This window comes from Saliniradius amylolyticus (genome assembly GCF_003143555.1).
Lineage (GTDB): Bacteria > Pseudomonadota > Gammaproteobacteria > Enterobacterales > Alteromonadaceae > Saliniradius > Saliniradius amylolyticus.
Map to the genome: position 1 here is coordinate 2,900,243 of NZ_CP029347.1, position 25,948 is coordinate 2,926,190.

Genomic DNA, 25,948 nt, shown 5'->3' on the forward strand with positions numbered 1-25,948 from the left:
AGGAGTGATGATGCGCCGGCTGCCACTGTTTTTACAACCGCTGGTCGAACTGACCCAGCAATTCGATCGACTTATTAAAGGTCGACTGTGGCTTAAGGTCTTGTTGGCCTTGTTATTGGGCGTTGTTCTTGGAATTGCTTTAGGACCGGATTTGGGCTGGGTTCCCTCAGGTACGGTTTCCATCATTACTGCCTGGCTGGCTCTGCCCGGCCAGTTATTTTTGGCCATCATTCAGATGATCGTAGTGCCATTAGTACTGGCGTCCGTGGTGCGAGGTCTTGCCGCCAACAATAACCCCGAAGCCCTGAAGAAAAATGGCGTCATCGCCATCGGTTTTATTTTTTTGTCTACTGCTCTGGCCGCCGCACTGGGGATTATCCTGGCATTAAATATCCAGCCGGGTCACTACATCAATGCCGAGCTGCTGGTCAATACAGACATTGCCCCGTTAACGAGTTCCGCAAGCAGTTTCCCCGGCTTAGCCGATTTACCGGATAAGGTATCCGCATTAATCCCGAAAAACCCCTTAGCCTCCATGGCATCAGGGGAGATGTTACAGGTGATTCTGTTTGCCGCCGTACTGGGGGCTGCACTGTTATCCATCCCTGCCCAACAGTCCAAGCCCCTGTTTGAGCTTTTAGGGGCCTTGCAGGAGGTCAGTCTTCGTATCGTATCCTGGGCCATGTTACTGGCTCCCTTGGCTGTGTTTGGCCTTATTACCAAGCTGGTTGCGAATCTGGGAATTGAGGTCCTCGGAGGAATGCTGGTCTATGTGCTAACCGTCTTACTAGGTATCCTTCTGCTGGGCTGTCTGTATATCGTGGTCGCCAAGTTCACCTGGCAAGGCCCGGTCAGACAATTCTTAGCTCATGTGAGAGAGCTGCTCCTACTGGCCTTTTCTACCAGCAGCTCCGCCGCCGTCATGCCCATTAGCCTGGATGTGGCCGAGAACAAGCTTCGTGTGCAGCCGGAGATCGCCCGCTTCCTGATTCCCTTAGGCGCCACCATCAATATGACCGGCACGGCGCTGTACCAGGGCATCGCCACGGTGTTTCTGGCCCAGGTCTTTGGCGTTGAGCTCAGCCTCACAAGCTACCTGTTTATTGTCACCATGGCCGTGGCCGCCTCCATTGGCTCTCCCGCCACGCCGGGTGCCGGGATCATCATTCTAAGTATGGTATTGGAAGGGGTGGGCATTCCCGCCGCTGGTGTTGCTCTGATTCTGGGCGTGGATCGGATTTTGGATATGTGCCGTACCGCGGTCAATGTTTTGGGCGACATCGTTTCCTGCACGACGGTAGAGTTCGTTAACCGTTCAAGGCGTGTCCCCATCGCCAGGCTGGAATCACAGGCTGGGGAAGACTGAATGCGGCATAACTTAAAAAAACGCCTGTTGCCACTAGGTGACAACAGGCGTTCTCGTTATTGGGAGTAAACGCTCTGGATTTACTTGGCGTTGGTGCTTTCGAAAATCTTGTCCGCTGAAGCCGCTACAAAGCCTGTGTAAGTCTTACCGTTAGGCAGAGTATAACGCTGAGCAAACTCATAGAAACAGCTGGGGATTTCCTTGTCAGCATCTTTAAAGCTGACCTTAAACTTATCCGCCATGGTAGAAGACTGAGCCAGATAAACTTCTGGGCCACCTTTGATCTCGCCGCCGGAGGTATTCAGAGTAAAGCCGGCTTGTTTCAGTGCTTCATTCACTGCCGCCAGATCCTCGTAGCCTTTCAGTTTATCCACACTGACAGTGAAATGATTGGCGCGATAGCCCCAGGCTGACATCCAGGCGGCGTACTCCGACTCTTCCAACAAACGCTCATATTCTTCAGTCGTCACGCTCCAGTAGGTACCGGAGTATAGGAAGTTATCAGCGTCGGTGGCACCATCTGGCACTTCATCCACCATCTTGCGGATGATGGCTTGCACCTCATCGGAGAACTCTTCCACCAGCAACTCGCTGATAAATACCTTGGGTTGATCGTCGTTCGGGTGCTCAAAATGCTTAGCCTTGAGCTTCTTCTGCTCAAAGTCGTACTGGCCTTTTTCTTCATAGCCCAGTGCACGGAAGTGCGCCGCCAGTTTTTCCAGGTTCACCTTCTCAATATTGAAGGTACGGAAGGCAACATGGTCGTTGATCAGTTCTTCGCCACCACCCAGAAGTTCATGGACTTTTTTAGCGGATGGAGTAATGGCCACATAATCCTGCCACAGATTTTCAAATAGGGTATCAATGTTGGTATGCATCTTGGCTCTCGTTGTTTGCTTTAGGGAAAGAATTTACACCAGGTGGCTCGCTAATCATATGGGTAAAGCCCCTGGGAAGACGCCATTATAAGACAGCCAAAGGGAATTTATAGGTGCCCATAAAAAAACGGCGACCTAAGTCGCCGTTTCTAACCCGTGTTTTGACTTACATCAAAATTTCAGGCCGGGCTGAAAATTATCCGGTAACGTGGGCTTCTCCAGTTCCACGGAAGCCACCGGGTAAGAACAGTAATCCGCGGCAAAATAAGCGCTGGGGCGGTGGTTGCCGCTATCACCGATGCCACCAAAGGGTGCCGCACTGCTGGCGCCAGTGATGTTGCGGTTCCAATTTACAATGCCGGCGCGGATGCGTTTAAAGAAGTGACGGTAGGTCGCTTCATCATCACAGATCAGACCAGCCGACAGTCCGTAAGCGGTGTTGTTCGCCTCATCAATGGCCTTATCGAAGTCGCTGTAACGGATCACCTTCAGCAGAGGACCGAAGTGTTCCTCATCGGGCATCTTATCCAAAATTGACGTTACATCGATGATACCGGGGGTTACAAAACCTAATTCTGGGTCTTTCTGCTCCATCTCAACCAACGATTCAGCGCCCAGCTGCTGTAATTGTTGCTGAGCTTTAACCATGCCGGCTGCCGCCTGAGCAGAGATCATGGACCCCATAAAGGGTTGAGGGTCGGCATCGTAGGCATCCACCAAAATATTCTTCGTCACCTCAACCAGACGCGCCAGAATAGCATCGCCCTTCTCGCCCTCTTCGATAAACAGACGGCGTGCGCAGGTGCAACGCTGACCAGAGGTCAGGTAGGCCGACTGCACGATGTCGTGAACGACAGCATCCACCTCAGCAGCATCTTTGACGATCAGTGGATTGTTACCGCCCATTTCCAGCGCCAGAATTTTGCCGGGGTGGCCGCCAAACTGCTCATGTAACAGCTTGCCGGTGCGCGAACTGCCGGTAAAGAACAGGCCATCGATGTCCTGATGCCCGGCCAGAGCCTTACCGGTTTCCACTTCACCCTGAACCATATTCAGCACGCCTTTGGGCAAACCTGCCTGCTCCCACAACTGCAACGTGTGCTCTGCTACCTTGGGCGTTAATTCGCTAGGCTTGAAGATCACCGTATTGCCAGCCAACAAAGCCGGTACAATGTGACCATTGGGCAGGTGGCCGGGGAAGTTATAGGGGCCGAAAACGGCCACTACACCGTGCGGCTTGTGGCGCACAAAGGCCTTACCCGCTGGCATAGGGTTTTCCACCGTGCCAGTGCGCTCATGGAAAGCGCGCTCAGAAATACCCACCTTACCGATCATGGCCGCGACTTCAGTGGCCGTTTCCCAGAGCGGCTTGCCGGTTTCACGAGCCATGGTCAGTGCCAGAGCGTCTTTGTTTTCACTGAGCAGATCCGCGAAACGCTTACATACCGCCAGGCGGTCTTCAAAGCTCTTATCGCTCCACTCTAAGAAAGCGTTACGCGCAGCCTTTACTGCTGCATCCACCTGTTCCGGCGTGGCCGATCTGGCCTGCCAAATGACTTCGTTTTTCGCCGGATCCACCGACTTAACATCGTGGCCCTGGCCTTCATGCCAAGTGCCGTCAATAAAATGTGCTTGTGTCATAATCATTTACCCTTATTCGTTATGGGCGCAAAGCGAATTGAGTCGCCCTCACCGATACCCAAAGCCTCGGCCGCTTCACCACTGATCACGGCAACCTCTTCATCCACCTGCACTTGAGTAACCACTCCGCGCATGTCGCTAATGCTGGTGTTGATCACCATCTGTTTTTCCGCCTTGTCATCAGGCTGACCGACTTTAACCGGCAGTTTCAGGCTGTTACGGGCACTCTTAATATGCTCAACATTGGCCTCCACCGTGGGGCCCGCGTCGAATATATCCACATAACCACGACTGCGGAAGCCTTCAGACTCCAGTAGTCGCAGTGCCGGACGCGTTTTGTCGTGCACCTTACCGATCACCGCCTGAGCCTCTTTGCTTAGCAGGCTGACATAGATCGGATACTTGGGCATCAACTCGGCGATAAACACCTTCTGTCCGATACCGGTCAGATAATCCGCCGTAGGGAAGTCCATGGAGAAAAAGTGCTCCTCCAGCCACTCCCAGAATGGTGAATTACCGTTTTCATCGGAAACACCACGCATCTCGGCGATCACTGTATCCGAAAAACGCTCCGCATGCTCCTTAATGAACAGGAAACGGAACTTGGAAAGAAAACGACCATTGCTGGCAAAACGGGCCCGTTCACTCAAAAACAGGGTGCAGACCTCGGTCACTCCGGTGTAATCGTTACAGAAGGTCAGAATATCCACCAAATTGTAGATATTCAGTTCACGGGAAGCATGTGCCACCTTGCCCACATGGTAGTGGTAGAAGGCATCGTCCAGCCCCACCGCAGCCTGGATACCGCTGGTGCCCACTACATCGCCATTGCGGGTGTCTTCCATGACAAACAGATAGCTTTCGTCACCCGGCCCATTCACATCACTGTTAAACGCCTCTTCTGAGCCGGCGATCTTGTTGCGCAATAACTCCTCATTGACCGGCAAGGAGGTGAACCCTATGCCGGACTCTACCGCGATATTGTGCAGAGATTCATAATCACTGGAACGGATCGGACGAATGACCATCATGGTAGCTTGCTCCCCGTTAACAATGGATTAGCCGTTAACAACGGCAGCGACAGCGCGCTCAAAGCGAGCCAGACCTTCGCGAATGTCTTCATCCGGAATGATCAACGATGGCGCAAAGCGCACCACGTTGGCACCGGCCACCAGCACCATCAGTTGCTGATCGTTTGACGCCATCAGGAAGTCGCGGGCACGCCCCTGATACTCATCATTTAAAGCGCAGCCCAGCAACATGCCCTGACCACGAACTTCAGAGAACACATTGTATTTGTCATTAATGGCCTTGATACCGTCGCGGAATAACTGCTCTTTTTGTTTAACACCGTCCAGCACCTCAGGAGTGTTCACCACATCCAGCACCTTTTCAGCAATAGCACAGGCCAGCGGATTACCGCCATAGGTGCTGCCGTGGGTCCCGGGCTTCAGGCTTTCGGCAATATCAGCCTTGGTCAGCATGGCGCCCACTGGGAAACCGCCGCCCAGAGATTTGGCCGTGGTCAGAATGTCTGGGGTCACACCCAGATTCATGTAGGCGTACAGCTTGCCGGTACGGCCTACGCCAGATTGCACTTCGTCAAAGATTAATAGCGCATTGTGCTGGTCACACAGCTCGCGCACGCCCTTAACAAACTCATCGGTGGGCTCGATGATGCCGCCTTCACCTTGCAGGGGCTCCATCATTACCGCACACGTGTTATCGGACATCAGCGCTTTCAGGCTCTCTAAATCATTATATTCGGCGTGCTCTACTGCACCTGGCTTAGGTCCAAAGCCTTCTGAGTAGGCTTCCTGGCCACCCACAGTTACGGTGAAGAAGGTACGGCCGTGGAAGCCTTTCTTGAACGAAATAATCTGGTTCTTTTGCTCACCATGATGATCCAGTGCCCAGCGTCGAGCCAGCTTCAGGGCCGCTTCGTTGGCCTCGGCGCCGGAGTTAGCATAGTAAACCCGATCGGCAAAGGTCAGGTCGGTAAGCTTTTTGGCCAGGCGCAGTGCCGGCTCATTGGTCCAGACATTACTCAGATGCCACAGTTTCTCACCTTGTTCTTTCAGCGCGCCCACCAACTCAGGGTGGCAATGACCCAATACATTCACGGCGATACCGCCAGCAAAATCTACATATTCGTTGTCATCCTGATCCCAAACCCGAGAGCCTTTGCCCTTCACAGGGATCATCTTGGCCGGGTTGTAGTTGGGTACCATTACGTCACTAAATAATTCGCGGGTCACCTTCATTTGTCTTACCTCGATCTATGCTTTTTGCCGCACCGAGCGGCGGAAAATGGACGGTATTATCCCAAAATCTGCCCCCTTTGTCTCCCTCACGGAAGCGACGAAGGCCTTGATTTTCAAGGCCTGAGGCTAGCTTTGCAGGAATACTGAATAACTATTAAGGAGTGTCTTTAGGCGGACCCTTGCCCACCCAGACCGCTGTATTGTTAACCAGGACGCGCCGAGTTGCACCCACGACTGCATGAATATTTAAAAAAAAATTTTACTTTTTACTGACAAATGCCAGGTCGGAACCGATTTATCGTCCTTCAGGTGGTCAATGTCAGGAAGTTTTTTAGGATCTGATGGCCCGACTGAGTCAGAACGGACTCTGGATGAAACTGAACCCCAAACATTGGCAGCTGACGATGACGAATCGCCATGATTTCATCCAGCGCTTCCTCGTTTTGGGTCCAAGCCAGAACCTCTATCTCGTCCGGTAAAGAGTCTGGCGCCAGAACCAGCGAGTGATACCGGGTAGCGGTAAAGGGTGAAGCGATGCCTTCAAACAGAGGATTAGCCTGATGAAACACCTCAGAAGTTTTGCCGTGCATCACCTGCCGGGCCCGCACCACTTTAGCACCAAACACCTGCCCCATGGCTTGATAACCCAGACAGACACCGAGGATTGGCAGGCGACCGGCAAAATGTTCAATGGCTGACAGGCTGATGCCGGCCTCATCGGGGGAACAAGGGCCGGGGGAGATGACCAGGCGGTCGGGTTGCAGATGGGCTATCTCAGGTAATGTAATCGCGTCATTGCGCACAACCTGAACGTCTTCCCCTAACTCTCGAAAGTATCTCGCCAGGTTGAAGGTAAAAGAGTCATAGTTATCAATCAATAACATCATAGAGACGATGAGTCAGAAACCGGATATCGAAAGCCAGACATACTACCCGAGTTTCGGGCAGAGCCATAACTGAAACTCGTGCTTTCACGTCGCAACGTTTGTCCTGGGTAAAATTACAAAGGGTTGATTGCCTTCTACACTGGATTACAACATGATGAAAAAGTCGCTAACTATAAGGATCTCCCTAAAACGCCTATGCAAACCTTTCTTTGTGAATGTGGTAACAAATTGCATTTCGCCAATACCCAATGCGTACGTTGCTGGCGACGATTAGGGTATTTACCGGACGACCAGGTCGTCTCGTCCTTAAACGAATCGGAAGGTAATACCTACACTGCAAGCAATGGAAGGCCTTACCGGCGCTGCCTAAACGATACTCAATATGACATATGCAACTGGATGATCCCAGACACGGACCCAAGTGCTTACTGTGCTTCATGCCGCCTGACGACGACCATTCCGAACCTGAACCGCTCAGAAAATCTAACCCTCTGGTTTCGCATGGAGCAGGCTAAGCGGCGCCTGCTGTATACGCTTTCAAAACTGGATTTGCCAATCTATTCCCGTCAGGAAGATCCCCAAAACGGGCTCGCTTTCGAGTTTCTGGAGGATGAGACTCAGGATATTTTTGGTAATGAGTTAACCGTAAAGAACCTGGTAACTACGGGCCACAGCGGCGGTATTATTACGCTGAATTTGAAAGAGGCCAAGCACAGCTCACGAATGGCCATGCGGGAGGAGATGAATGAAAATTACCGCACCCTGCTGGGCCATTTACGTCATGAGTCTGGCCATTACTACTGGGATCGTTTGGTTGCGAACCGAGACTGTCTGCAAGGCTTCCGGGACCACTTTGGCGATGAACGACTCGATTACCGCCAGTCTCTTCAATCCTATTATGACAACGGGCCCGCAACAAACTGGCAGAACGTGTGGGTCAGCGCCTACGCCAGTATGCACCCATGGGAAGACTGGGCGGAGACCTGGGCTCATTACCTGCATATGGTCGATACGCTGGAGACCGCCAGTGATTACAACTTCAGCGTCTCGCAAAAGAGCCTGACTAACCCCCTGCACCGCTACCCTCAACGTAATGATAAGGCCAGTGACAAGCACTTTGAGCGGCTTATGTCCGACTGGCTAAGACTCACCACCGGACTCAATGCCCTTAATCGCAGCATGGGTCTGGAAGACGCTTACCCCTTTACTCTGTCTTCATTAGCCATAGAAAAACTGAAATTTGTCCACGAGGTGATCGGTCAGTCCTGAGGGAATGATCTCCCGATTACTCCCAGTCAAACCGGGGTAAATGCGAAAAGGTCTGACGCAGTCCCTCGTTCCACTGTTTCTGGGTCGACTTATACATCGGACTGAAGGGCGTCAGTTTAGTATGATAAGGGGCCTCCAGCGCCCCTTCCTGATACATCGCCAGCTCCACTGGCGGACCGACACTGATGTTACTACGAATGGTCGAATCCAGAGACACCAGAGCACACCGGCCCGCATCTTCCAGGCTCGTAGTGGGGGTAATGATGCGATCCAGAATGGGTTTACCGTATTTGTTCTCGCCGATTTGCAGATAAGGCGTATCTTCAGAGGCACTGATGTAATTGCCCTGCGGATAGATCATATAGAGCTCACAGGGCCCGTCTGCGGTCTGCCCGCCCAGAATAAAACTTGCCTCAGCACTGGACTGACTTCTTTCCAGGGCCGGCGCATGGAGCTGCTGCTCAGCCTGACTCAGCCGCCCAATGTAGCTGGCAACCTGATGTAAATGCTCACCCGCTCGCAAATCAAACTCAGCGTCAGGATTCTCCAGATCCGACTGGATGGCGTGCAATACGGCTTGGGAGGTCGCCAGGCTGCCAGCGGTAAGGATCACACAGACCCGCTCCCCCGGCCAGACAAAGCGGTGCATCTTGCTGTAGGTTGCAACATAGTCCACCCCGGCATTGGTGCGCGAGTCCGACGCAAACACCAGCCCCCGGTTCACATTAATAGCCAGACAATAGCTCATCGCTACTCTCCACTCCTATCCATTAAACACTGATTCTGTATTCCATTGTGGGTACAACCGTACTGAAAACACAATCTTTTTTGCATTATCCACGACTGTTGCCAATCCTTAGTATGACTAAAAACATAAGGAGCACCGATTCATGGCAATACGTTGGGGCAGCTACAAGGTCACTGGATTGTACGACGAGTTGATACGCGCCGCCGGTAAACCAAGGCCCGCAGCCAACACACTGTGCGACTATCTGCGCGGTTTACAGGATAAAGACCTGGAGGAGTTTAAGGCGGCGGCCGAGTCGGCTATCCATGTGATGGGCATCAGCTTTCGTGTCTACCATGAAGAAGAAGGCTCCATCGACCGGGCCTGGCCTTTTGACATCATTCCGCGCGTTATTGACAGCCTCGAATGGCAGCAGGTTGAACGCGGTCTGAAACAGCGGGTCAAGGCATTGAACGCCTTTATCGACGATCTCTATAACGAGCAGAACATCATCAAGGATGGCGTCTTCCCCGCCGATCTGCTGGAAAAATCCAAAAATTTCCTGCCTCAGTGCCGCAATGTGCGGCCGCCTCTGGGCATCTGGGCCCATATCTGTGGCTCGGATCTGGTCCGTGATGGCGAGGGTAAGGTCTATGTACTGGAAGATAATCTGCGCGTGCCCTCTGGGGTCTCTTACATGCTGGAAAACCGGCATGTGATGAAACGGGTATTTCCACAGATGTTCGAGCAGTACAATATTCTGCCGGTGGATGATTACCCCTCCCAGCTTTACGACACCCTGTCCCAATTATCACCGCGCGATATCGAACAGCCGGAAATCGTGGTACTGACGCCGGGCATTTATAACTCGGCCTACTTCGAACATGCCTACCTGGCTCAGCAGATGGGCGCCGAGCTAGTGGAAGGTTCGGACCTGTTCGTGGATAACGACGATGTGGTCTATATGCGCACCATCGAGGGGCCCGCCCGCGTGGATGTGATCTACCGGCGTATTGACGACCATTTTATGGACCCGGAAGCCTTTAACCCTGAGTCATTACTCGGTGTCCCCGGACTGATGCGCGCCTGGAAGGCCGGCAAGGTTGCACTGGCCAATGCCCCGGGCTCAGGAGTGGCTGACGATAAGGTGGTGTACGCCTTTGTGCCCGAGATCATCCGCTACTACCTGAATGAAGAGCCCGGCATCGACAATGTGCCCACCTACAAGTGTTTTGTGAAAGAAGATCGGGATTATGTACTGGAGAATATTGAGAAACTGGTAGTAAAACCCGCCAATGAGTCTGGCGGATACGGCATGTTGATTGGCCCGCATGCCAGTCAGGAAGAATGCGACAAGTTCCGCCGCCTGTTGAAGCGCGACCCTCGCAATTACATTGCCCAGCCGATGCTGAACCTGTCCACGGCGCCCACGCTAATTGGTAATAAAGCCGAGCCCCGCCACCTGGATCTGCGTCCCTTTATCCTCAGTGGTCGCGATGTGCAGGTGACCATGGGCGGCCTGACTCGCGTTGCGCTGCGCAAGGGCTCTATCGTGGTGAATTCATCCCAGGGGGGAGGCAGTAAGGATACCTGGATCGTGGAACGGGAGTCTTAATCGTTATGTTATCAAGAGTTGCCAACAATCTATTCTGGATGGCGCGTTATCTGGAACGCGCCGAAAATACCGCTCGCGTCGTCAACGTGAATTCACATTTACTGTTAGATTTGCCCAAAACGGTCAAACTGGGCTGGGAGCCGATCATCGATATTCTGTCTGCTCCGGATCACTTCTACCAGTTTTATGACCAGGCGGACGAGCGCAGTGTGGTCAAATACATGGTTACGGATAACCGTAACCCCGGCTCCATTATGCAGTCGCTGACCATGGCGCGAGAAAACGCCCGCACCATTCGCGAAGTCATGCCCCGTGAGTCCTGGGAGCAAATTAACGACCTCTACCTGAGTGCCAAAGAGCATTGTCAGTCAGTACTGACTCACCGGCACCGTTATGAATCGCTGATCCGTATCATCCGGGGGAATCAAACCATTACCGGTATGCTTTCTGGCACCATGACCCACGACGAGGGCTACGCCTTTCTGAGTTTAGGCCGCAATCTGGAGCGTGCCGATATGACCACTCGCATCATCGATGTGCGTTCCGCTAACTTGCTTCAAGAAGTCAGTCATTCCGCATCAGCGTTTGAGAACATCCAATGGATGGGAGTCCTGAAGTCACTGTCGGCCTACCAAATGTATCGCCGTGAGATGCGCATACGGATTACCCGTGCGGATGTGCTTCGCTTCCTGCTTTTGGAACCCAGATTCCCGCGCTCGCTGAATCATTCGCTGGAACAGATCGAGCTGTTATTGCAAACCCTGCCGGCCCATGAGGAGTCTGTCGAGAGCGTCGCGTCTTTGCAAAGCCGCTTATTAGACGCAAAACCTCAGGCACTGAAACAAACCAAGCTGCACGAATTTATCGACGATATGCAACTGGGCCTGGGCGAAGTTGGCGGTCATATCCAGGCCAGTTATTTTTAGAGGATTAGCTCGCCTGCCGTTGCGGATGAAAATTCCATCTGTGCAAGGTTACAGATGGATTTTCAGCGCCACGGGTCGAACTCTGTCCGCCTGCCTGAATGAATAAAACGGTTCCCGGGGACGCCCATTGAAGAAAGGCGATTACACCTGGAGGTTAAAAATGATAGCGCAGTTCCGTATAAGCCAGATGTTGAGCCGCACCGGTTCTCGCGGGTTGATAGCGAGCCAGATTAAACTCCAGCTTAAGACCATCAAAGGGCTCGTAATTGATGATCATATCCCATGCCTCCCCAATATCGGGGCTATCAGCGGCTCCGGTGTAACTGCGATACTTATGCCATAGGAGTTCAGCCGTTGCCTTTCGATGGAGTTGGTAGCGCCCACCCAGAGTGGCAATACGAATATTACTCAGTTGGGGCTTTAAAATCTCGCCATAATACTTAAGCTTGGCCCCCCCCTCCCCCAACCATCCAGTATTAATATTCAAGCCAGACTGCTCAAAAGTTCGCTGTTGCTCGTCGTCTTCACCGCCCGAACCCACGGCGTATCCGCCAATCGCAAATAACCGTGGAGTGACAGGCTGGACAAGGCCAAAGTCGAACCCCCAGGCAAATACGGTTCGGGACTGCCTGTCTCGACCAGACTGAAGAACAGCTTCCAGCCAATAGTAACTCGTCGTACTCGCCAGATTTCCGCTGCTTCGGAGTCCTACGCTGATCCGCTGCTGCTCACTCTCCCGGTGCAGCCCATAGATCTGCCATTCTCTGTTATCCTGAACGAGCTTCAGGCCGGTATAGGCCAGCTGACTATCCTGCCCGGATGTCACCTCTAACCAGTTAGGTGTCCAGTGCCACTGCTGTCCGATAATCGTCCGCCAATGCCACTGCCCCCATGACGTTTGCCAATACTGATTTACATGGATGCCGTCTATCCCATCGTGAAACACAAACCCTCGATCATCTTCATAATACTCGCGTCCCACTTGAATCAAAGGGCGACCTTGTTCATCCGTGTAAGCGAGGTAGCCCCGCTCCAAGCCCAAAAAGCGATCTTTTACCGGGTTGTCATCACTGTCTCGCTGATTCCAACGCAAACTGGTATGACTTAAGAAGCGTGAATCTGGATACTGATAAGCCAAGCCGAATTTGAGTTCCTTATAGCTCCCTTGCCGATGCTCACTATCAATATTTCGGTGAAGCAGCTGATGCACCACCTCCCCACCGTACGACCAGTGCTGATTGATCGAACTTCTCGCATCCCATGGAAGCCAATGAACTTGAGCTTGAACTTCTGTGTTGCTTATCAGCCCAAAAGCCAATGAAACTAACCAAATAATCCGCAACTACCTTCACCCCACAGTCACGTCTGCTCACAAAGAATAAAAAAAGCCGGCGAACCGACTTTTTTAAACTACGTTTTCTTGCCTAGAAACGATAAGAAGCGGTCACACCATAGGTACGTGGGGCCTTGAGCGATGAAAAAACCGTATCATCCCAAGCGGCGTAGACTGTGGTTGAGGCAATATTTTCCTCGTCAGTCAGGTTTTTAGCCCATAGCTGCACACTCCAGACATCATCAGAGGTGGTGAAATTAATGCTGGCGTTGAACGTTTTTTCGGAGTCCACTTTAGTTAGCGGGTTATTGTCGTTATCAAAGAAATACTCGTCCTGGTATTGATAATCCGCGCGCGCTGACCAGTAGCCGACGTCTGTTTCCCAGTCATATTGAGCAACAATATTGAAGGTATTCTCCGGCGTGCGGCGCATACGATTGCCGTTCAGGTCATTGCCGTCCACCTGGAAGGACTCGGTAAATTCAGCATCAATGAAGCCATAACTCCCCGACAGAGTCAGGTTATCGGTCAATAAAGCGGTAAACTCCACCTCAAAGCCGTTTGCCTCACCGCTACCATTGCGCACTTCCAGGTCATCCGGAGTATTTGCGCCAGTTTCTACCCAAACAGGGGTCTGCAAATCAGTATATTGAGTAAAAAACAGTGCGGCGTTCAAACGCACCCTGTCATCCCAAAACTGAGACTTGACACCCAACTCGTTATTTAGGGCAAACTCAGGCGCGAATGGCAGGATAGCTTCTTGGGCACTTTCCGGCCCTTCACCATTAAAGCCGCCCGCTTTATAGCCTTTGGCGATACTGTAGTAAAAGAAGAGGTCATCCGCGGCTTTGTAATCGACGACGAGGCTCGGGGTCCAGGCGTCCCAGGAGTTATCTACCGTCACATCATAACTGTCCACTCGGTTGCCGGCGAGGTCCGCATGCATATTATCCCAGTTGTCGAAACGGCGCCCTGTGGCAAATGAGCGGAAATCCTTGCGATCTTCGCTCCAGCGCAGACCGGCGGTCATTCGCCATTGTTCGTTGAAGTTGTAACTGAACTGACCAAACACAGCGTAACTGTCGTTCACACTCTCAGTTTCGTTATAGAGTTGCCCCGTTGTCGTACCCCAGGGCGTATGAAACCAGTAATCCACGGTCTCGTCACGCTCAATATCTTGTCGCATGTAGTAGGCGCCTACTTGCCAGTCATATTGCTCACCTTGACCGGCTAATCTTAACTCCTGACTGAACTGTGACGATTCTTCATTTTTGTTCTGATACCACATGTCATCGACCTGCAATGCAGCGACAGCATCGTCGTCTTCAACAGTGTTATTGGCCGGATCGCCCCACGGGTCGAAAAAGACACTGGTATCCACAAAGCCCGCGGCCGCGTTTTCAAAGAAACTGAATTCATTGGCACGGTAAGCGGTGATGGAGGTTAGAACCACATTCCCCAGATCATAGTCAACTTTAGCACTCAGTCCTGCTACATCAGCATCCTCGTAACCATCAAACTGGTTGTTTGCATGACGCGGATCCGGACTGATAAAGGGCTGGTTACGGCCGGCACTATAGCTAATATGACGCACGGTCGGCACTGAGTCAGACTTCGAAATATCCGCGCTGAGTAGCACTTCTAGATCGTCAGAAGGGGTAAACAACAACTGTCCTCGGGCACTGTAACGCTGCAAGGTGTCGGCGTCATTACCGGTGTAAACATTCTTACCGAAGCCATCACGGTCAACCATGCTAAAGGCCAACTTACCGCCCACATCATCCGCAACACTGCCATTGACATAACCTTTGGCTTCTATCAGCCCATAATTGCCCACAGTTGCTTGCAAACGCCCTTCAGCAGGTCCTAATGAAGGTTTCTTGGTAATGAAGTTAATCGCACCACCAACCACATTTTTACCGTAGAGTGTTCCTTGCGGGCCACGCAATACTTCAATGCTGGCTAAATCAAACAAGTCAGTCGCTGCAGCCACTCCTCGGGAGATGTAGACACCGTCCACATAGACCCCTACCGCCGCACCAGCACCCGCACTCTCAATATCGCTACCAATCCCGCGCATAAACAATTCAGGTTCAGCAGCATTGTATACATTCATCTGAAAGCCAGGTACCCGTTCAGCAATACCGCTGAGCTGATCAATTTTAGCGGCTTCCAAATCACTTCCACTAAACGCCGAGATGGCAATGGGCGTTTCTTGCAAACTTTCGACTTTGTGGCGAGCGGTAACCTCGATGGTTTCAACCGCTTTTGCCTGGCCTTCCTGGTTCGTGTCAGCTTGCTGTGCATAAGCACCAGTGGACAATGCCACCGCCAAGCTCAAAGCTAGTGTAGTTGGATTAAATGATGGTGAGATGCGTTTCATTATTGCTCCTTCCCCTGCTAGGGTTGAGATTTTTATGCTGCGGCCTGTGTTTAAACAAGCCTGTACACTTGTTGTACAACCAACCCTATGCGAGCCCATCATATAATAGAAATAGTTTGTTAACGCTTTGCTATAATAAAATTAACATACCATCACAGACAACCTCCCCCACAGTACATCAATGACCGGATTTCTACCGTCGTTCTGACTCAGGACACCCATCATTAATGACGGCACGAGAGCGTTAAAGGCCTAATTTATCCCACCTACTATTCAACTCATAAGATACCTAGCCAGACACGATATATATTTAATTATATATCACTTAGCTTTATTGTTATTTTCTTCTCTTCTTACAAATTTCTAACATGTCTCCATCGTGCTCAGGCACCCTGGAATAACTAAAGGTAGAGATTATGACGCTAACTCTTGAACATGCGCGAAAACTGGATACATGGGACCCCCTAGCCAATATGCGCGATAAGTTCGCCTTAAACACCGGCGAAATCTATCTCGACGGCAACTCCCTCGGAGCAATGCCCAAAGCCGCCGTGAAACGAGCGGCCGAGGTCGTAGAAAATGAGTGGGGCAAGAGCTTGATCCAAAGTTGGAACAAGCATCAATGGTTCTCGCTGCCTCAGCGCATTGGTGACAAGATAGCCAGCCTAATCGGCGCTGGCCAGGGCGAGGTTGTTTGTACCGACGCCACGGGCATCAACTTATACAAAGCTGTGGCCTGCGGTCTCAAACTCAACCCATCCCGCAAAGTCGTTTTATTGGAGGGCAGTAACTTTCCTACTAACAATTACATCGTGCAAGGGCTGGTGAAACAACTCGGGGATGACTATGAAGTACGCTTTGCTGAAGACCATGAGTTTGATGACAACATTGATGAATCGGTGGCGGTTGTTTGCTTGACGCAAGTGCATTATAAGAGTGGTCGGAAGCTAGACATGGATGCCATAACCCGTCACGCACAGAGTAAAGGTTGTATAGTCATTTGGGACCTGTGCCACAGTGCCGGGGCCCTACCGGTCAATCTCAACCAGGCTAATGCGGATCTTGCCGTAGGTTGCACATATAAATACCTCAATGGTGGCCCAGGCAGCCCTGCCTTTATCTTTATGGCCAAACGCCACCACAACAAGGTCGAGCAACCTCTGAGCGGCTGGTGGGGCCACCAGGCTCCTTTCGATTTCAAACGCGACTATCAGGCCGGACAAGGCATCAATCAGTTACTGACCGGTACTCAGGGAATCCTGAGTCTGGCGGTTGCAGAGGTCGGTGTCGATCTGATGTGCCAGGTCGATATGCAACAACTCAGAGCCAAATCGCAAAAGTTAACCCAACTGTTTATTGACTTGGTCGAGCAAGAATGCGCTGGCTATGGTTTTTCGCTCGTTAGCCCAAGAGACCCTGAGCTGCGAGGCAGTCAGGTGGCCTTCGCCCATGAACATGGTTATCCGATTGTACAGGCCTTAATCGCAGCAGGTGTTGTGGGCGACTTTCGCGCACCGGACATACTGCGATTTGGTTTTGCGCCTCTCTACAACAGTTACGAGGATGTCTGGCATGCTGTGCAGCGCTTCAAAGACATTATGCAGAGCCAGCGCTGGCAGCAGCCTGAGTTTAATCAACGTCACGCCGTGACCTAAACCTTTTCTCAGCGGAGTCTTTATGTCTGCCAACAGCAACGCACCCCAGTGGTCCTCTCAGTTTGCCTTCCTCATGGCCTCCATTGGCACGGCCGTGGGTCTGGCCAACATATGGCGCTTTCCCTATACCACGGGAACCAATGGTGGTGGAGCCTTCGTCCTAATTTACATTGGCGCAGCCTTTGCCATAGCCATGCCAGTGCTGATCGCCGAGTTAATGGTAGGACGTCGCGGTAAACAGAGTCCACCGCAAGCCATTTCAAGCGTAGCCAATGAGTCAAAAGCCTCTGGGCTCTGGCGACACATGGGCAATATGGGGGTCGTGGGTGCACTACTGGTGTTGTCATTCTATGCCATTGTCGGCGGTTGGACGATGGCGTATGTGCCTAAATTGCTCTCTGGTGAATTGGCCGGAGCCTCAGCACAAATGGTTAGTGATAGCTTCGATGCTTTACAGGCATCGGCCACTACTGTTCTGACTTGGCATATTGCCTTCCTGGTATTGGTGGTGTTTATCTCCTGTGCCGGTTTGGCATCGGGAGTTGAGCGATTGGTCAAACTAGTGATGCCGCTCTTGTTTGTCATGCTGGTGTTACTGGTGATCTACGCCGCCAACATTGGTGATTTCTCTGCCGCGTTGGACTTTCTGTTTACACCCGACTTTTCCAAAATAACCCCCGCCGTAACCCTTGAAGCAATAGGTCAAGCGTTTTTCTCTATCAGCGTCGGCCTCACTAACCTTATGGTGTATGGCGCGTACATGCAGCGTAAAACTCATATACCGCGCTCAGCGGCTGTCATTGTAACCGCCGACACCATCGTAGCTTTGCTGGCGGGCCTTGCCATATTCCCGATTATTTTTGCATTTGGCTTAGACCCCAATGCCGGCCCTGGCTTAGTGTTTGTCTCCTTGCCGGTTGCCTTTGCACAAATGGATGCTGGCAACATTTTGGGAGCGATTTTTTTCCTGCTGCTGTTCTTTGCCGCGCTGACCTCGGCCATTTGTATGCTCGAAGTGCCCACATCCTGGCTACAAAACCATACGCGTTTATCTCGCAGGCAAGCCAGCTTTCTGGCTGGCGTCGTTGCCTGGGCCCTCGGTATTCTATCGGCGCTATCGTTCAACCTCCTCAGCGATGTATACCCATTGACCATCATCCCTCTGTTTGCCGATATGACTTTTTTTGCGTTGTTTGACTATCTCACCGCCAATATTGCCATGCCTCTGGGGGGAATCCTGGTGGTCATGTTTGTCGGCTGGGCGATGAAAACCGAATACTCCAGTGAGGAACTGTGCATTTCGGAACATACCTTGGGTTTCCAATTATGGCTGTGGACTTCCCGTGTAATTGCACCTGTGGCTCTGGCCTGGGTGTTTATCTCCAGACTTTAAGCGAGCCAATAGACGAGGTTTTTATGCAACAAAAAATCAACGCTGTCATCATCGGTCCGGGTAACATCGGCACCGATCTGCTTTACAAGGCACTTCGCAGTCAACACATAAACCCAGTGCTAATGGTAGGCGTGGATGCCAGTTCTGAAGGCCTAAAGCGAGCCAAAAAACTGGGACTGGAGGTTGCCACCAATGGATTGGCGGAAGCAACCCAACAGTTACAGGCACTGAATGTAAAAATCGCCTTCGATGCGACCTCAGCCTACGCCCACAGAGGCAACGCAAAACTACTGGCGGAACTGGGGATAAAGGCCGTCGATCTGACCCCAGCAGCGATGGGCCCCTTCTGTGTTCCATCTGTAAATCTACAGGAATTGGACCCGGCCCAGTGTGATAACGTGAATATGGTCACCTGTGGTGGACAAGCCACAATCCCCATGGTCGCGGCCGTTAGCCAGATACAGAACGTGGATTATGCTGAGATTATTGCCACTGTATCCAGCCGTTCGGTCGGACCGGGAACCCGCCAGAATATTGATGAGTTTACGCGCACCACTGCATCCGCCATAGAGTCTGTCGGTAAGGCCAACAAAGGCAAGGCGATTATTATCATCAACCCTGCCGAGCCACCTCTGATTATGCGCGACACGGTTCATTGCTTATGTACCGGTGCACCCGACCAACAGGCTATTACAGAGTCGGTTCATGCCATGCTGAGTAAAGTGCAAGCCTATGTGCCCGGATACCGGTTAAAAAATGGTCCGGTTTTTGACGGCAATAAGGTTTCTATCTATCTGGAGGTTGAGGGCCAGGGCGATTTCTTACCTCATTACGCCGGAAACCTGGACATTATGACCGCGGCCGCCCTGCACACCGCAGAACTCATCGCCCAGCAAGCCCTGGCTTAAGGAGACAGACTATGAAGTTAAACAATATCCCAGTTACCTTGCACGATATGAGTCTGCGCGATGGCATGCATGCCAAGCGCCATCAAATCAGTCTTGAGCAAATGGTCAGTATTGCTAAAGGCCTCGACGAAGCAGGCATGCCCTTGATCGAGGTCACTCACGGTGACGGTTTGGGCGGTAATTCTTTGAACTATGGCTTTGCGGCTCATAGTGATGAGGCCTATTTGAGTGCCGTGATACCCGAACTGAAGCAGGCGAAAGTATCTGCTCTTCTGTTACCGGGCATCGGTACCGTTGATCATCTGAGGATGGCTCATGACTTTGGCGTCAGCACTATCCGGGTGGCCACCCACTGCACCGAGGCGGATGTCTCTCAGCAACACATTGGCTTGTCAGCAGAACTCGGACTGGACACTGTCGGATTTCTGATGATGGCTCATATGGTCAGTGCAGAAACACTGGTGGAGCAAGCCAAGCTCATGGAGTCGTACGGAGCAAATTGCATCTACTGTACCGATTCAGCAGGCTACATGTTGCCCGATGAGGTTACCGCCAAGATTGACTTGATGCGCCAGCACCTCAAACCTGAGACTCAGATTGGCTTTCACGGACATCATAACCTTGCAATGGGTGTTGCTAACTCACTGGCCGCTATTGAGGCTGGCGCGGCCCGCATTGATGGTTCCGCCGCAGGACTGGGAGCGGGAGCCGGCAATACACCGCTGGAAGTACTAGTTGCCGTTCTGGAACGCATGGGGGCCATTCATGGCATCGACCTCTATAAAATTATGGATGTCGCCGAAGATTTGATCACTCCCATGATGGACCAACCCATTCGAGTCGATCGTGATTCCTTGACTCTCGGTTACGCCGGTGTTTACTCCTCGTTCCTGCTGTTTGCCAAACGCGCGGAAGCAAAGTATGGCGTGAGTGCCCGAGATATACTGGTCGAGCTGGGTAAGCGAGGGACAGTCGGCGGTCAGGAAGATATGATCGAAGACCTCGCTCTGGATATGGCTAAAGCTCGTTAGTCCCAAAGTTTCATAGCCCTGACAGGTTAGCATCGGCCGACCTGTCAGCGGCTCTCGCTTCACCCCCCCTCCTCCTTCCATATTTACCTAAACCAGACAGACGCCAAGCGCCATAAACAACGCCGCCCCACAGAGTCACATCAAACTGGCAAGCCCTTTCACTTGCACCACACTGCAAACTCACGACACGACTCCCCATTAAGGTGGTGGCCACGTCGTTATAGGCACGCATCTCTATGAAATAAGCCAAAAGGTGAAAGGAAAGACGATTAGCAGGCAGTGTTGGCCTAGGCATTCGGGAACAATAAAAAAGCCGGTTCTACAACCGGCTAATAGTTAAGTTGACGGATCCGAGCTACTCAGGTCGCGGTGGCCACGCCGATTCAGGTGCTGCCAAGTGCGGAGTCCCTAGCAGCGGGCTAGACAAGGCATAGAAACCATGATTTGTGAATAACCAGAACAGATTTCGATCGTATTCCACATGCACTGCATGGGAGAGATTGCCCATGGCGTAATCGACTACCTTGTCCGGCTCAAAGGGTGGCACAAAGTAGGCCGCAATTTCCGGCTTGTCTGGATTAGACACGTCATAGACCTGTAAACCAGCATTGTAGAAATTAAACGGTAAAATTCCCTGCTTAGCCGTGCCCGGTTGGTGGTACGCACCTGTGCGCTTAGGTCCAAAACTGCCCCGGCGCTGACAAAAGTCTGTGAATGCTGCACCCTCTGGAGGCTGAGGACGCGGCATCACGCCTTTTTCCACGGGATTAGTCGGGTTACTCACATCAATGATGTGAATATCCTTATAGGGCTCGTAGCAATCTTCATTCAGCGGATAGCCACTGAAGTAAACCAGCCCCGTCTCTTCTACCTGAGATACATCAATGAAGTCGCCCTCAGTGCCGGCAATATTAGGAGGAAATTTTAAGCTTCCCACTACACGCATGTCCGTGGGGTCGCTGATGTCCACCACGTGAAAGCCCAAGCCGCCCATGGCTGCATAACCGTAGCGGGAATCTTTGCCTGGCAGGAATAAGGGCATACGCGCCCCCATCCAGGAAGTACGGTTTCCTGCCCGAGCATCGGCCTTGAACACCGCCTCATGCTCAGGATCCCCGATGATTTGGCCAGGCACCGACAGCATATCCAAAAAGCGAGGGTTGGCGGGATCTGTCATATCCCAAGCTTGGTATCCGGCGCTGTAGAGGTCATTTGGATACTCGGTCAGGCCGTAGCGCTCGTCCGGCGCGGCAGCCACGTACATAATGCCATCACCATAGTAAGCGGGTATATCTCTGACGCCCGAGCCTTGTTGCTCACCCACTGGTGCATCGGGATGTAACACATCCGTTGTGCGTTCGGCCAGTAAGGTCCATTGATCTGGCAGTGGGCCCTTCATTTCATAAACTTTAAACCCTTTTAAGTGCGGGCTATTGCGAATGGCTTCCACCTTGTCAGGTTGGCGATATTTATCTCTTAACAAGCCAAAACGACGGACCTCATAGGCCTGAACCATCACATAATGCTGTCGTGATTCACTCCATTGAATAGAAGCTGCTCCCATCATTTCATCTTCCGGATAAGGGTTAACTTCCTCACCGGGGCCCTCTGCCCCCCAAGTGTGCCCCTTGGTGTGCAATAGCTCGACATTCTTGGGGTCTGTAATATCGAATACTTTCATATCCCCGCGCACATATTGATAGAGATAACGCCTGCCATCAAAGTCAACCATGTTCTGCCAGGTATGGAACGGCTCTACCGTTATCGGGTAATAAGCTTCCACTTTCATGTTATGGATATAAGTTTCTGTATCCCAATAGTCTAACTGCCCTTCAAAGGGGTGTTTGTCGTGCGACTCAGGCGTAGCTGTAGGATGCTTAAAGCTGCCATCTGGCTGCATACCATAGCTCCCCGAGGCAGGAGGGTTAGGCGTGCGATCATTCGCCATCGCTGCCTGCGCCTTAACCATTGGGTCTTTAATATTCACCGGGGTGTCTTTACTGATATCCCAAGGACTGGCATGAGCAAGCCCTTGCAGACTCATTGCCACTCCCAAAGCAAGACTTGCTCGTTTTATTGATTTCATAAATGACTCCTAACAACTTGCCAGTTGACCGTTTTTAAGAAGTTATAGATTGAAGAATTCAGCGGCATTATTCGCCAGAATGCGAGATTTTACCGGCTCGCTGAGTTCTGGATGGGTCTTCACTAGTTCACCTATCACTTGTTCGCCGAGCGGGAACGGGTAATCCGAGCCAAGCATCACCCGCTCTGATCCCATAGTTTTGACCAAAAGCGACAACGCATCGGAGTGGAATACCGCCGAGTCCACATAGAAACGATCGACATAGCTCGAGGGCAAATGCGGACAGTCCTTGCGCACAATATCCCGATGCTTCCAGGCATTATCGACACGGCCCAGCAGATACGGGAAGCTGCCGCCGCCATGAGCAAAACAGATTTTCAGGCTACGGGGTAAACGCTCAAAACCCCCGGATAGAATCAGTGACAATATAGACAGCTGCGTCTCGGCGGGCATTGCCACCAACCAGGGCAGCATATAATTGGGCATACGCTCGGGGGCCATCATGTCCCAGGGGTGGACCAGAACTGGCGCACCAATGTCCGCACAATGGTGGAGAAAGCGTTCGATCCCCTCGTCGTCAAGATTCTTCAGCCCCACATGGTTACCAATCTGTACCCCGACATGGCCGTTTTGCATACAACGACTCACCTCTTCACATGCCGCGCCAATATCTTGCAGGGGCACCTGACAGAGGGCTTTTAAGCGCGCAGGTTCGGGCTGACAAATTTCAATGGCTTTGTCGTTAAGCCACTTCGCCAGCGTCAAAGCTTGCTCCACCGGGCGGTGATAGGCAAATAACACTGGAGTCGCACAGATAATCTGGATATCTATCCCCAGCTCGTCCATATCTCTGAGACGCTTGCGGCTGTTCCAGCATGCATAAGTGATGGGGCGAAATAGCTTACCATCGATCATAATATTGGCGCTTTCCGAGCTAACATGTTCAACTGAAGGCCAGCCACTGGAACCAAACTCGGCCGCAAAGTCCGGCACTTCTTCGGGAAAGAAGTGGGCGTGCATATCAATCACTTTATTCATGAAATTATCCTACTTCCCTGGATGCAATGCACCACAGGCATCGCAAGTACGTACCGTTTCGTCTTGCTGGAATGCCTTAAACAAAGGTGGCAAATCATCAACGATGGACTGCAACTCCACCTCCACTTCATGCAACAGGTGGTTACACTCTAAGCAATACCAGCGAAAGGCATCTTTTTTCCCTTTAGGGCGCTTAGGCTCAATGACCAGACAAAGGCTGTCTGCCTCTGGACGCTGAGGGGAGTGAGGGATATAAGGGGGTAATAGGAAAACATCTCCCTCCTTGAGTTCCAGCTTGTAGGGGCCATCTTCGCCCATAATATTAAGGTAAGCATTCCCTTTAAATTGGTAGAAAAACTCTTCGACTGGATCGACGTGATAGTCATACCGTTCATTCGGCCCGCCTACCACAGTGCACATCATATCGGCATCTTCCCAGATCAGGGCGTTATTAACCGGCGGTTTGAGTTTTTCAGCGTTATCTTCCAACCACTTTTGAAAGTTAAAAGCTTTTAACGAGTTCATATTGGCTCCTTAGGACTGTGAGACGGGCTTGAAAGCCACGGCCTTTATTTCAATGAGTAGGTGAGGATGTGGCAACTGGTGCACTGCGACAGTGGTTCGGGTAGGACCCTCGGTATCAAAGTACTCGGAGTAGACCCGGTTGTATCCGCCAAAGTCGTTCATATTGACTAAGAAGGTGGAGATCTCGACCACATCTTCCAGCCCAGCCCCTTCGGCAGCCAGAATGTCACGGATATTCTCTATTACCGCCTTGGTTTGGGCCTGAATATCTAAATTCGTGGTGCCCATCGCATCCACCTCAGCACCCACAATGGTATTATCTGGCAGGCGCGAGCTGGTGCCCGAGACAAACAGAAAGTCTCCCGCTCGTTTAATATGTGGAAACTTACCCCTGGGAGTGGCTTTGCCTTTCACTAAGGTCGATTGATTAGTCATTGTCTGCCTCCAAGGTGATTTCTACCTTTCCTAGGGTGCCGGTGTGCAAGCAAACATGATCTCCGGCTGCCAGAGGATGAGCAGCCGTTGCTGCACCAGCCAGAACCGTATGGCCCGCTTCCAGACACAGCCCCGACTCGGCAGCCAGACGAGCGGCCTCGACCAGTGAGCGATATGGATTTCCCAGAATGGCCGAAGATGATCCGATCTGCACTGCGCGACCATTAAATTCCATGATCATGGCCTGATTACTAATGTCCACATTGGGAGAATGCCATTGGCCCAGCACAAAACCCGATGAAGAAGAGTTGTCCGCAATCACATCCGGCAGCGAGAAGTTAAAGTTGGTGTAGCGTGAATCAATGATTTCCATTGCGGGGGCAATTCCGTCAACCGCTTCCATTGCCTGAGAGAGGTTGATATAGCCCTTGATGTTTTTTTTCAGACGGAAAGCGATCTCCGGCTCAATGCGCGGATGAATGAAGCGCGACATAGAGGTAGTTCCGCCTTCTACCAGTTGCATTTTATCGGTCAGGCGTCCCCAAATAAGGTCGTCGACCCCCATCTGCACCATTTTTGCACGGCTGGTAAAACCCATCTTAATACCCACCAGCTTTTCACCCCGGGCTAAACGGTGCTCAAGACTGGCGGTTTGAATCTGATAGGCTTGGGCAACGTTTAATTGGGGATAATCATGACTAAGCTGCGGAATAGCCTGCGCGGACGAAGCGGCCGAGTCGACCACTTCGGCCAGTTTCATAGTCTGAGCTTGCTGATTGGTCATACACCCTCCTTAGCAAAGCTGGCGCGAACCGAGCCTAAGCCGGAGATCTCACAATCAAAAACGTCTCCCGCCTGAACAGGGACCATAGGTCCTAATGCACCTGTTAATATGATGTCGCCAGTACGCAATGGCTGCTCCAAGCGGCTCATGGTTTTTGCCAGCCAAACCGCTGCACTGAGAGGATGACCGAGACATGCCTGTCCGGCACCGGTAGATACTGGCTCTCCGCGTCGGAATAACGACATTCCACAGGCTTTCAAATCAACCTGATTCAGCAACTTGGGCGTTCCGCCAAGGACGAATAGTCCACTGGAAGCATTATCAGCCACGGTGTCTTCTATACGAATATCCCAGTTAGCGACTCGGCTATCGACAATTTCCAATGCTGGTAACACATAGGCTGAAGCACTAATAACATCCGCGATGGTTGGATTATCCATTGCCAGATCACTCTCCAGCACAAGCGCCACTTCTCCTTCAATTTTGGGCTGCATAAGGCGCGACATGGCGATCTCCTCGCCTTCACACACGGCCATGTCCGCGAACAGTGCACCAAAGTCGGGTTGATCCACTCCCAGCTGGGTTTGCACCACTTTTGATGTCAGTCCAATCTTGCGACCAACCAGACGGCACCCTTGTTGCTGAGCATAGTCAGTATTAATTTGCTGCACTCGATAGGCAGCATCAATTCCGCCACCTGCCAACAATTCACGTACGGGCTCACAGGCCTGTCTCTGCTGTTGAGAGTAGCGCAAAGCTTCTGCAGCCCGCTGTTCGTTTTGGGTATAACTCATTATTCCCCCT

General features: G+C 51.9%; 22 protein-coding genes. 8 read left to right on the forward strand and 14 right to left on the reverse strand.

The features are described from left to right. Window positions 1-10 precede the first annotated feature (10 nt). Window positions 11-1,366: a dicarboxylate/amino acid:cation symporter gene (locus HMF8227_RS13515; RefSeq protein WP_109340683.1), complete on the forward strand. Its 1,356-nt coding sequence runs from the start codon at window positions 11-13 to the stop codon at window positions 1,364-1,366. A gap of 80 nt (window positions 1,367-1,446) precedes the next feature. Here the strand turns inward: HMF8227_RS13515 and HMF8227_RS13520 are convergent, their stop codons facing one another. The 5 genes from HMF8227_RS13520 to HMF8227_RS13540 all read right to left on the reverse strand — a co-directional run bounded on the left by HMF8227_RS13520 (window position 1,447) and on the right by HMF8227_RS13540 (window position 7,036). After that, window positions 1,447-2,244 carry a DUF1338 domain-containing protein gene (locus HMF8227_RS13520; protein ID WP_109340684.1) on the reverse strand — a complete coding sequence of 266 codons (798 nt, stop codon included), beginning with the start codon at window positions 2,242-2,244 and terminating at the stop codon, window positions 1,447-1,449. A 171-nt stretch (window positions 2,245-2,415) separates the two neighbouring features. Then, window positions 2,416-3,888, reverse strand: a complete 1,473-nt coding sequence (gene astD / locus HMF8227_RS13525; RefSeq protein ID WP_204101102.1) for a succinylglutamate-semialdehyde dehydrogenase — start codon at window positions 3,886-3,888, stop codon at window positions 2,416-2,418. Further along, window positions 3,888-4,916 carry an arginine N-succinyltransferase gene (gene astA, locus HMF8227_RS13530; RefSeq protein ID WP_109340685.1) on the reverse strand — a complete coding sequence of 343 codons (1,029 nt, stop codon included), beginning with the start codon at window positions 4,914-4,916 and terminating at the stop codon, window positions 3,888-3,890. The genes astD and astA overlap by 1 nt, the downstream gene beginning before the upstream one ends. 27 nt (window positions 4,917-4,943) lie before the next feature. Next, entirely contained in the window at window positions 4,944-6,149 is a 1,206-nt protein-coding gene (locus HMF8227_RS13535) for an aspartate aminotransferase family protein (RefSeq protein WP_109340686.1), read from the reverse strand. A gap of 305 nt (window positions 6,150-6,454) precedes the next feature. After that, complete coding sequence (locus HMF8227_RS13540; RefSeq protein WP_109340687.1) at window positions 6,455-7,036, reverse strand: anthranilate synthase component II; 582 nt, start codon at window positions 7,034-7,036, stop codon at window positions 6,455-6,457. 195 nt (window positions 7,037-7,231) lie between these two features. Between HMF8227_RS13540 and HMF8227_RS13545 the strand changes: the two genes are divergently transcribed. Further along, window positions 7,232-8,305 carry a zinc-binding metallopeptidase family protein gene (locus HMF8227_RS13545; RefSeq protein WP_109340688.1) on the forward strand — a complete coding sequence of 358 codons (1,074 nt, stop codon included), beginning with the start codon at window positions 7,232-7,234 and terminating at the stop codon, window positions 8,303-8,305. A 16-nt stretch (window positions 8,306-8,321) separates the two neighbouring features. Here the strand turns inward: HMF8227_RS13545 and HMF8227_RS13550 are convergent, their stop codons facing one another. Further along, a complete protein-coding gene (locus HMF8227_RS13550) occupies window positions 8,322-9,053 on the reverse strand; it encodes a proteasome-type protease (RefSeq protein WP_109340689.1) in 732 nt (243 codons plus the stop codon). A gap of 142 nt (window positions 9,054-9,195) precedes the next feature. Between HMF8227_RS13550 and HMF8227_RS13555 the strand changes: the two genes are divergently transcribed. Next, window positions 9,196-10,647, forward strand: coding sequence for a circularly permuted type 2 ATP-grasp protein (locus tag HMF8227_RS13555; protein WP_109340690.1), 1,452 nt, complete (start codon window positions 9,196-9,198; stop codon window positions 10,645-10,647). Between the two features lie 5 nt (window positions 10,648-10,652). Then, window positions 10,653-11,573 (forward strand): alpha-E domain-containing protein, encoded by a 921-nt coding sequence (locus tag HMF8227_RS13560; RefSeq protein WP_109340691.1) that lies wholly within the window; start codon window positions 10,653-10,655, stop codon window positions 11,571-11,573. A gap of 154 nt (window positions 11,574-11,727) precedes the next feature. Here the strand turns inward: HMF8227_RS13560 and HMF8227_RS13565 are convergent, their stop codons facing one another. Together HMF8227_RS13565 and HMF8227_RS13570 are read right to left on the reverse strand one after the other, a co-directional pair. Beyond that, a complete protein-coding gene (locus tag HMF8227_RS13565) occupies window positions 11,728-12,783 on the reverse strand; it encodes an alginate export family protein (protein WP_162558613.1) in 1,056 nt (351 codons plus the stop codon). A 214-nt stretch (window positions 12,784-12,997) separates the two neighbouring features. Further along, complete coding sequence (locus HMF8227_RS13570) at window positions 12,998-15,289, reverse strand: TonB-dependent receptor (protein WP_162558614.1); 2,292 nt, start codon at window positions 15,287-15,289, stop codon at window positions 12,998-13,000. A gap of 416 nt (window positions 15,290-15,705) precedes the next feature. On the opposite strand from HMF8227_RS13570, the gene kynU reads away from it, so the two are divergent. The 4 genes from kynU to dmpG are packed head-to-tail and all read left to right on the forward strand — an operon-like array spanning window position 15,706 to window position 20,276. Then, window positions 15,706-16,944, forward strand: coding sequence for a kynureninase (gene kynU, locus HMF8227_RS13575; RefSeq protein WP_109340694.1), 1,239 nt, complete (start codon window positions 15,706-15,708; stop codon window positions 16,942-16,944). 22 nt (window positions 16,945-16,966) lie between these two features. Further along, complete coding sequence (locus HMF8227_RS13580) at window positions 16,967-18,337, forward strand: sodium-dependent transporter (protein ID WP_109340695.1); 1,371 nt, start codon at window positions 16,967-16,969, stop codon at window positions 18,335-18,337. Between the two features lie 23 nt (window positions 18,338-18,360). Then, on the forward strand, window positions 18,361-19,245 hold the full coding sequence (locus HMF8227_RS13585; protein WP_109340696.1) for an acetaldehyde dehydrogenase (acetylating): 885 nt from the start codon (window positions 18,361-18,363) through the stop codon (window positions 19,243-19,245). Between the two features lie 11 nt (window positions 19,246-19,256). Further along, entirely contained in the window at window positions 19,257-20,276 is a 1,020-nt protein-coding gene (gene dmpG, locus HMF8227_RS13590) for a 4-hydroxy-2-oxovalerate aldolase (RefSeq protein WP_109340697.1), read from the forward strand. A gap of 355 nt (window positions 20,277-20,631) precedes the next feature. Here dmpG and HMF8227_RS13595 read toward each other — a convergent pair whose 3' ends face one another. Genes HMF8227_RS13595 through mhpD form a run of 6 tightly spaced genes read right to left on the reverse strand, consistent with a single transcriptional unit; the run spans window position 20,632 to window position 25,938 of the window. Next, window positions 20,632-22,362 carry an LVIVD repeat-containing protein gene (locus HMF8227_RS13595; protein WP_109340698.1) on the reverse strand — a complete coding sequence of 577 codons (1,731 nt, stop codon included), beginning with the start codon at window positions 22,360-22,362 and terminating at the stop codon, window positions 20,632-20,634. A 42-nt stretch (window positions 22,363-22,404) separates the two neighbouring features. Further along, on the reverse strand, window positions 22,405-23,400 hold the full coding sequence (locus HMF8227_RS13600) for an amidohydrolase family protein (protein ID WP_109340699.1): 996 nt from the start codon (window positions 23,398-23,400) through the stop codon (window positions 22,405-22,407). A 9-nt stretch (window positions 23,401-23,409) separates the two neighbouring features. Further along, window positions 23,410-23,925, reverse strand: coding sequence for a 3-hydroxyanthranilate 3,4-dioxygenase (locus tag HMF8227_RS13605; RefSeq protein ID WP_109340700.1), 516 nt, complete (start codon window positions 23,923-23,925; stop codon window positions 23,410-23,412). 9 nt (window positions 23,926-23,934) lie between these two features. Next, window positions 23,935-24,360, reverse strand: a complete 426-nt coding sequence (locus HMF8227_RS13610; protein ID WP_109340701.1) for a RidA family protein — start codon at window positions 24,358-24,360, stop codon at window positions 23,935-23,937. Continuing rightward, the gene (locus HMF8227_RS13615; RefSeq protein ID WP_239421316.1) at window positions 24,353-25,144 is read right to left on the reverse strand and encodes a 2-keto-4-pentenoate hydratase; all 792 of its coding nucleotides are present in this window, start codon (window positions 25,142-25,144) and stop codon (window positions 24,353-24,355) included. The genes HMF8227_RS13610 and HMF8227_RS13615 overlap by 8 nt, the downstream gene beginning before the upstream one ends. After that, window positions 25,141-25,938 carry a 2-keto-4-pentenoate hydratase gene (gene mhpD / locus HMF8227_RS13620; RefSeq protein ID WP_204101064.1) on the reverse strand — a complete coding sequence of 266 codons (798 nt, stop codon included), beginning with the start codon at window positions 25,936-25,938 and terminating at the stop codon, window positions 25,141-25,143. Before mhpD ends, HMF8227_RS13615 begins: the two co-directional genes overlap by 4 nt. Between the last annotated feature and the right edge of the window lie 10 nt (window positions 25,939-25,948).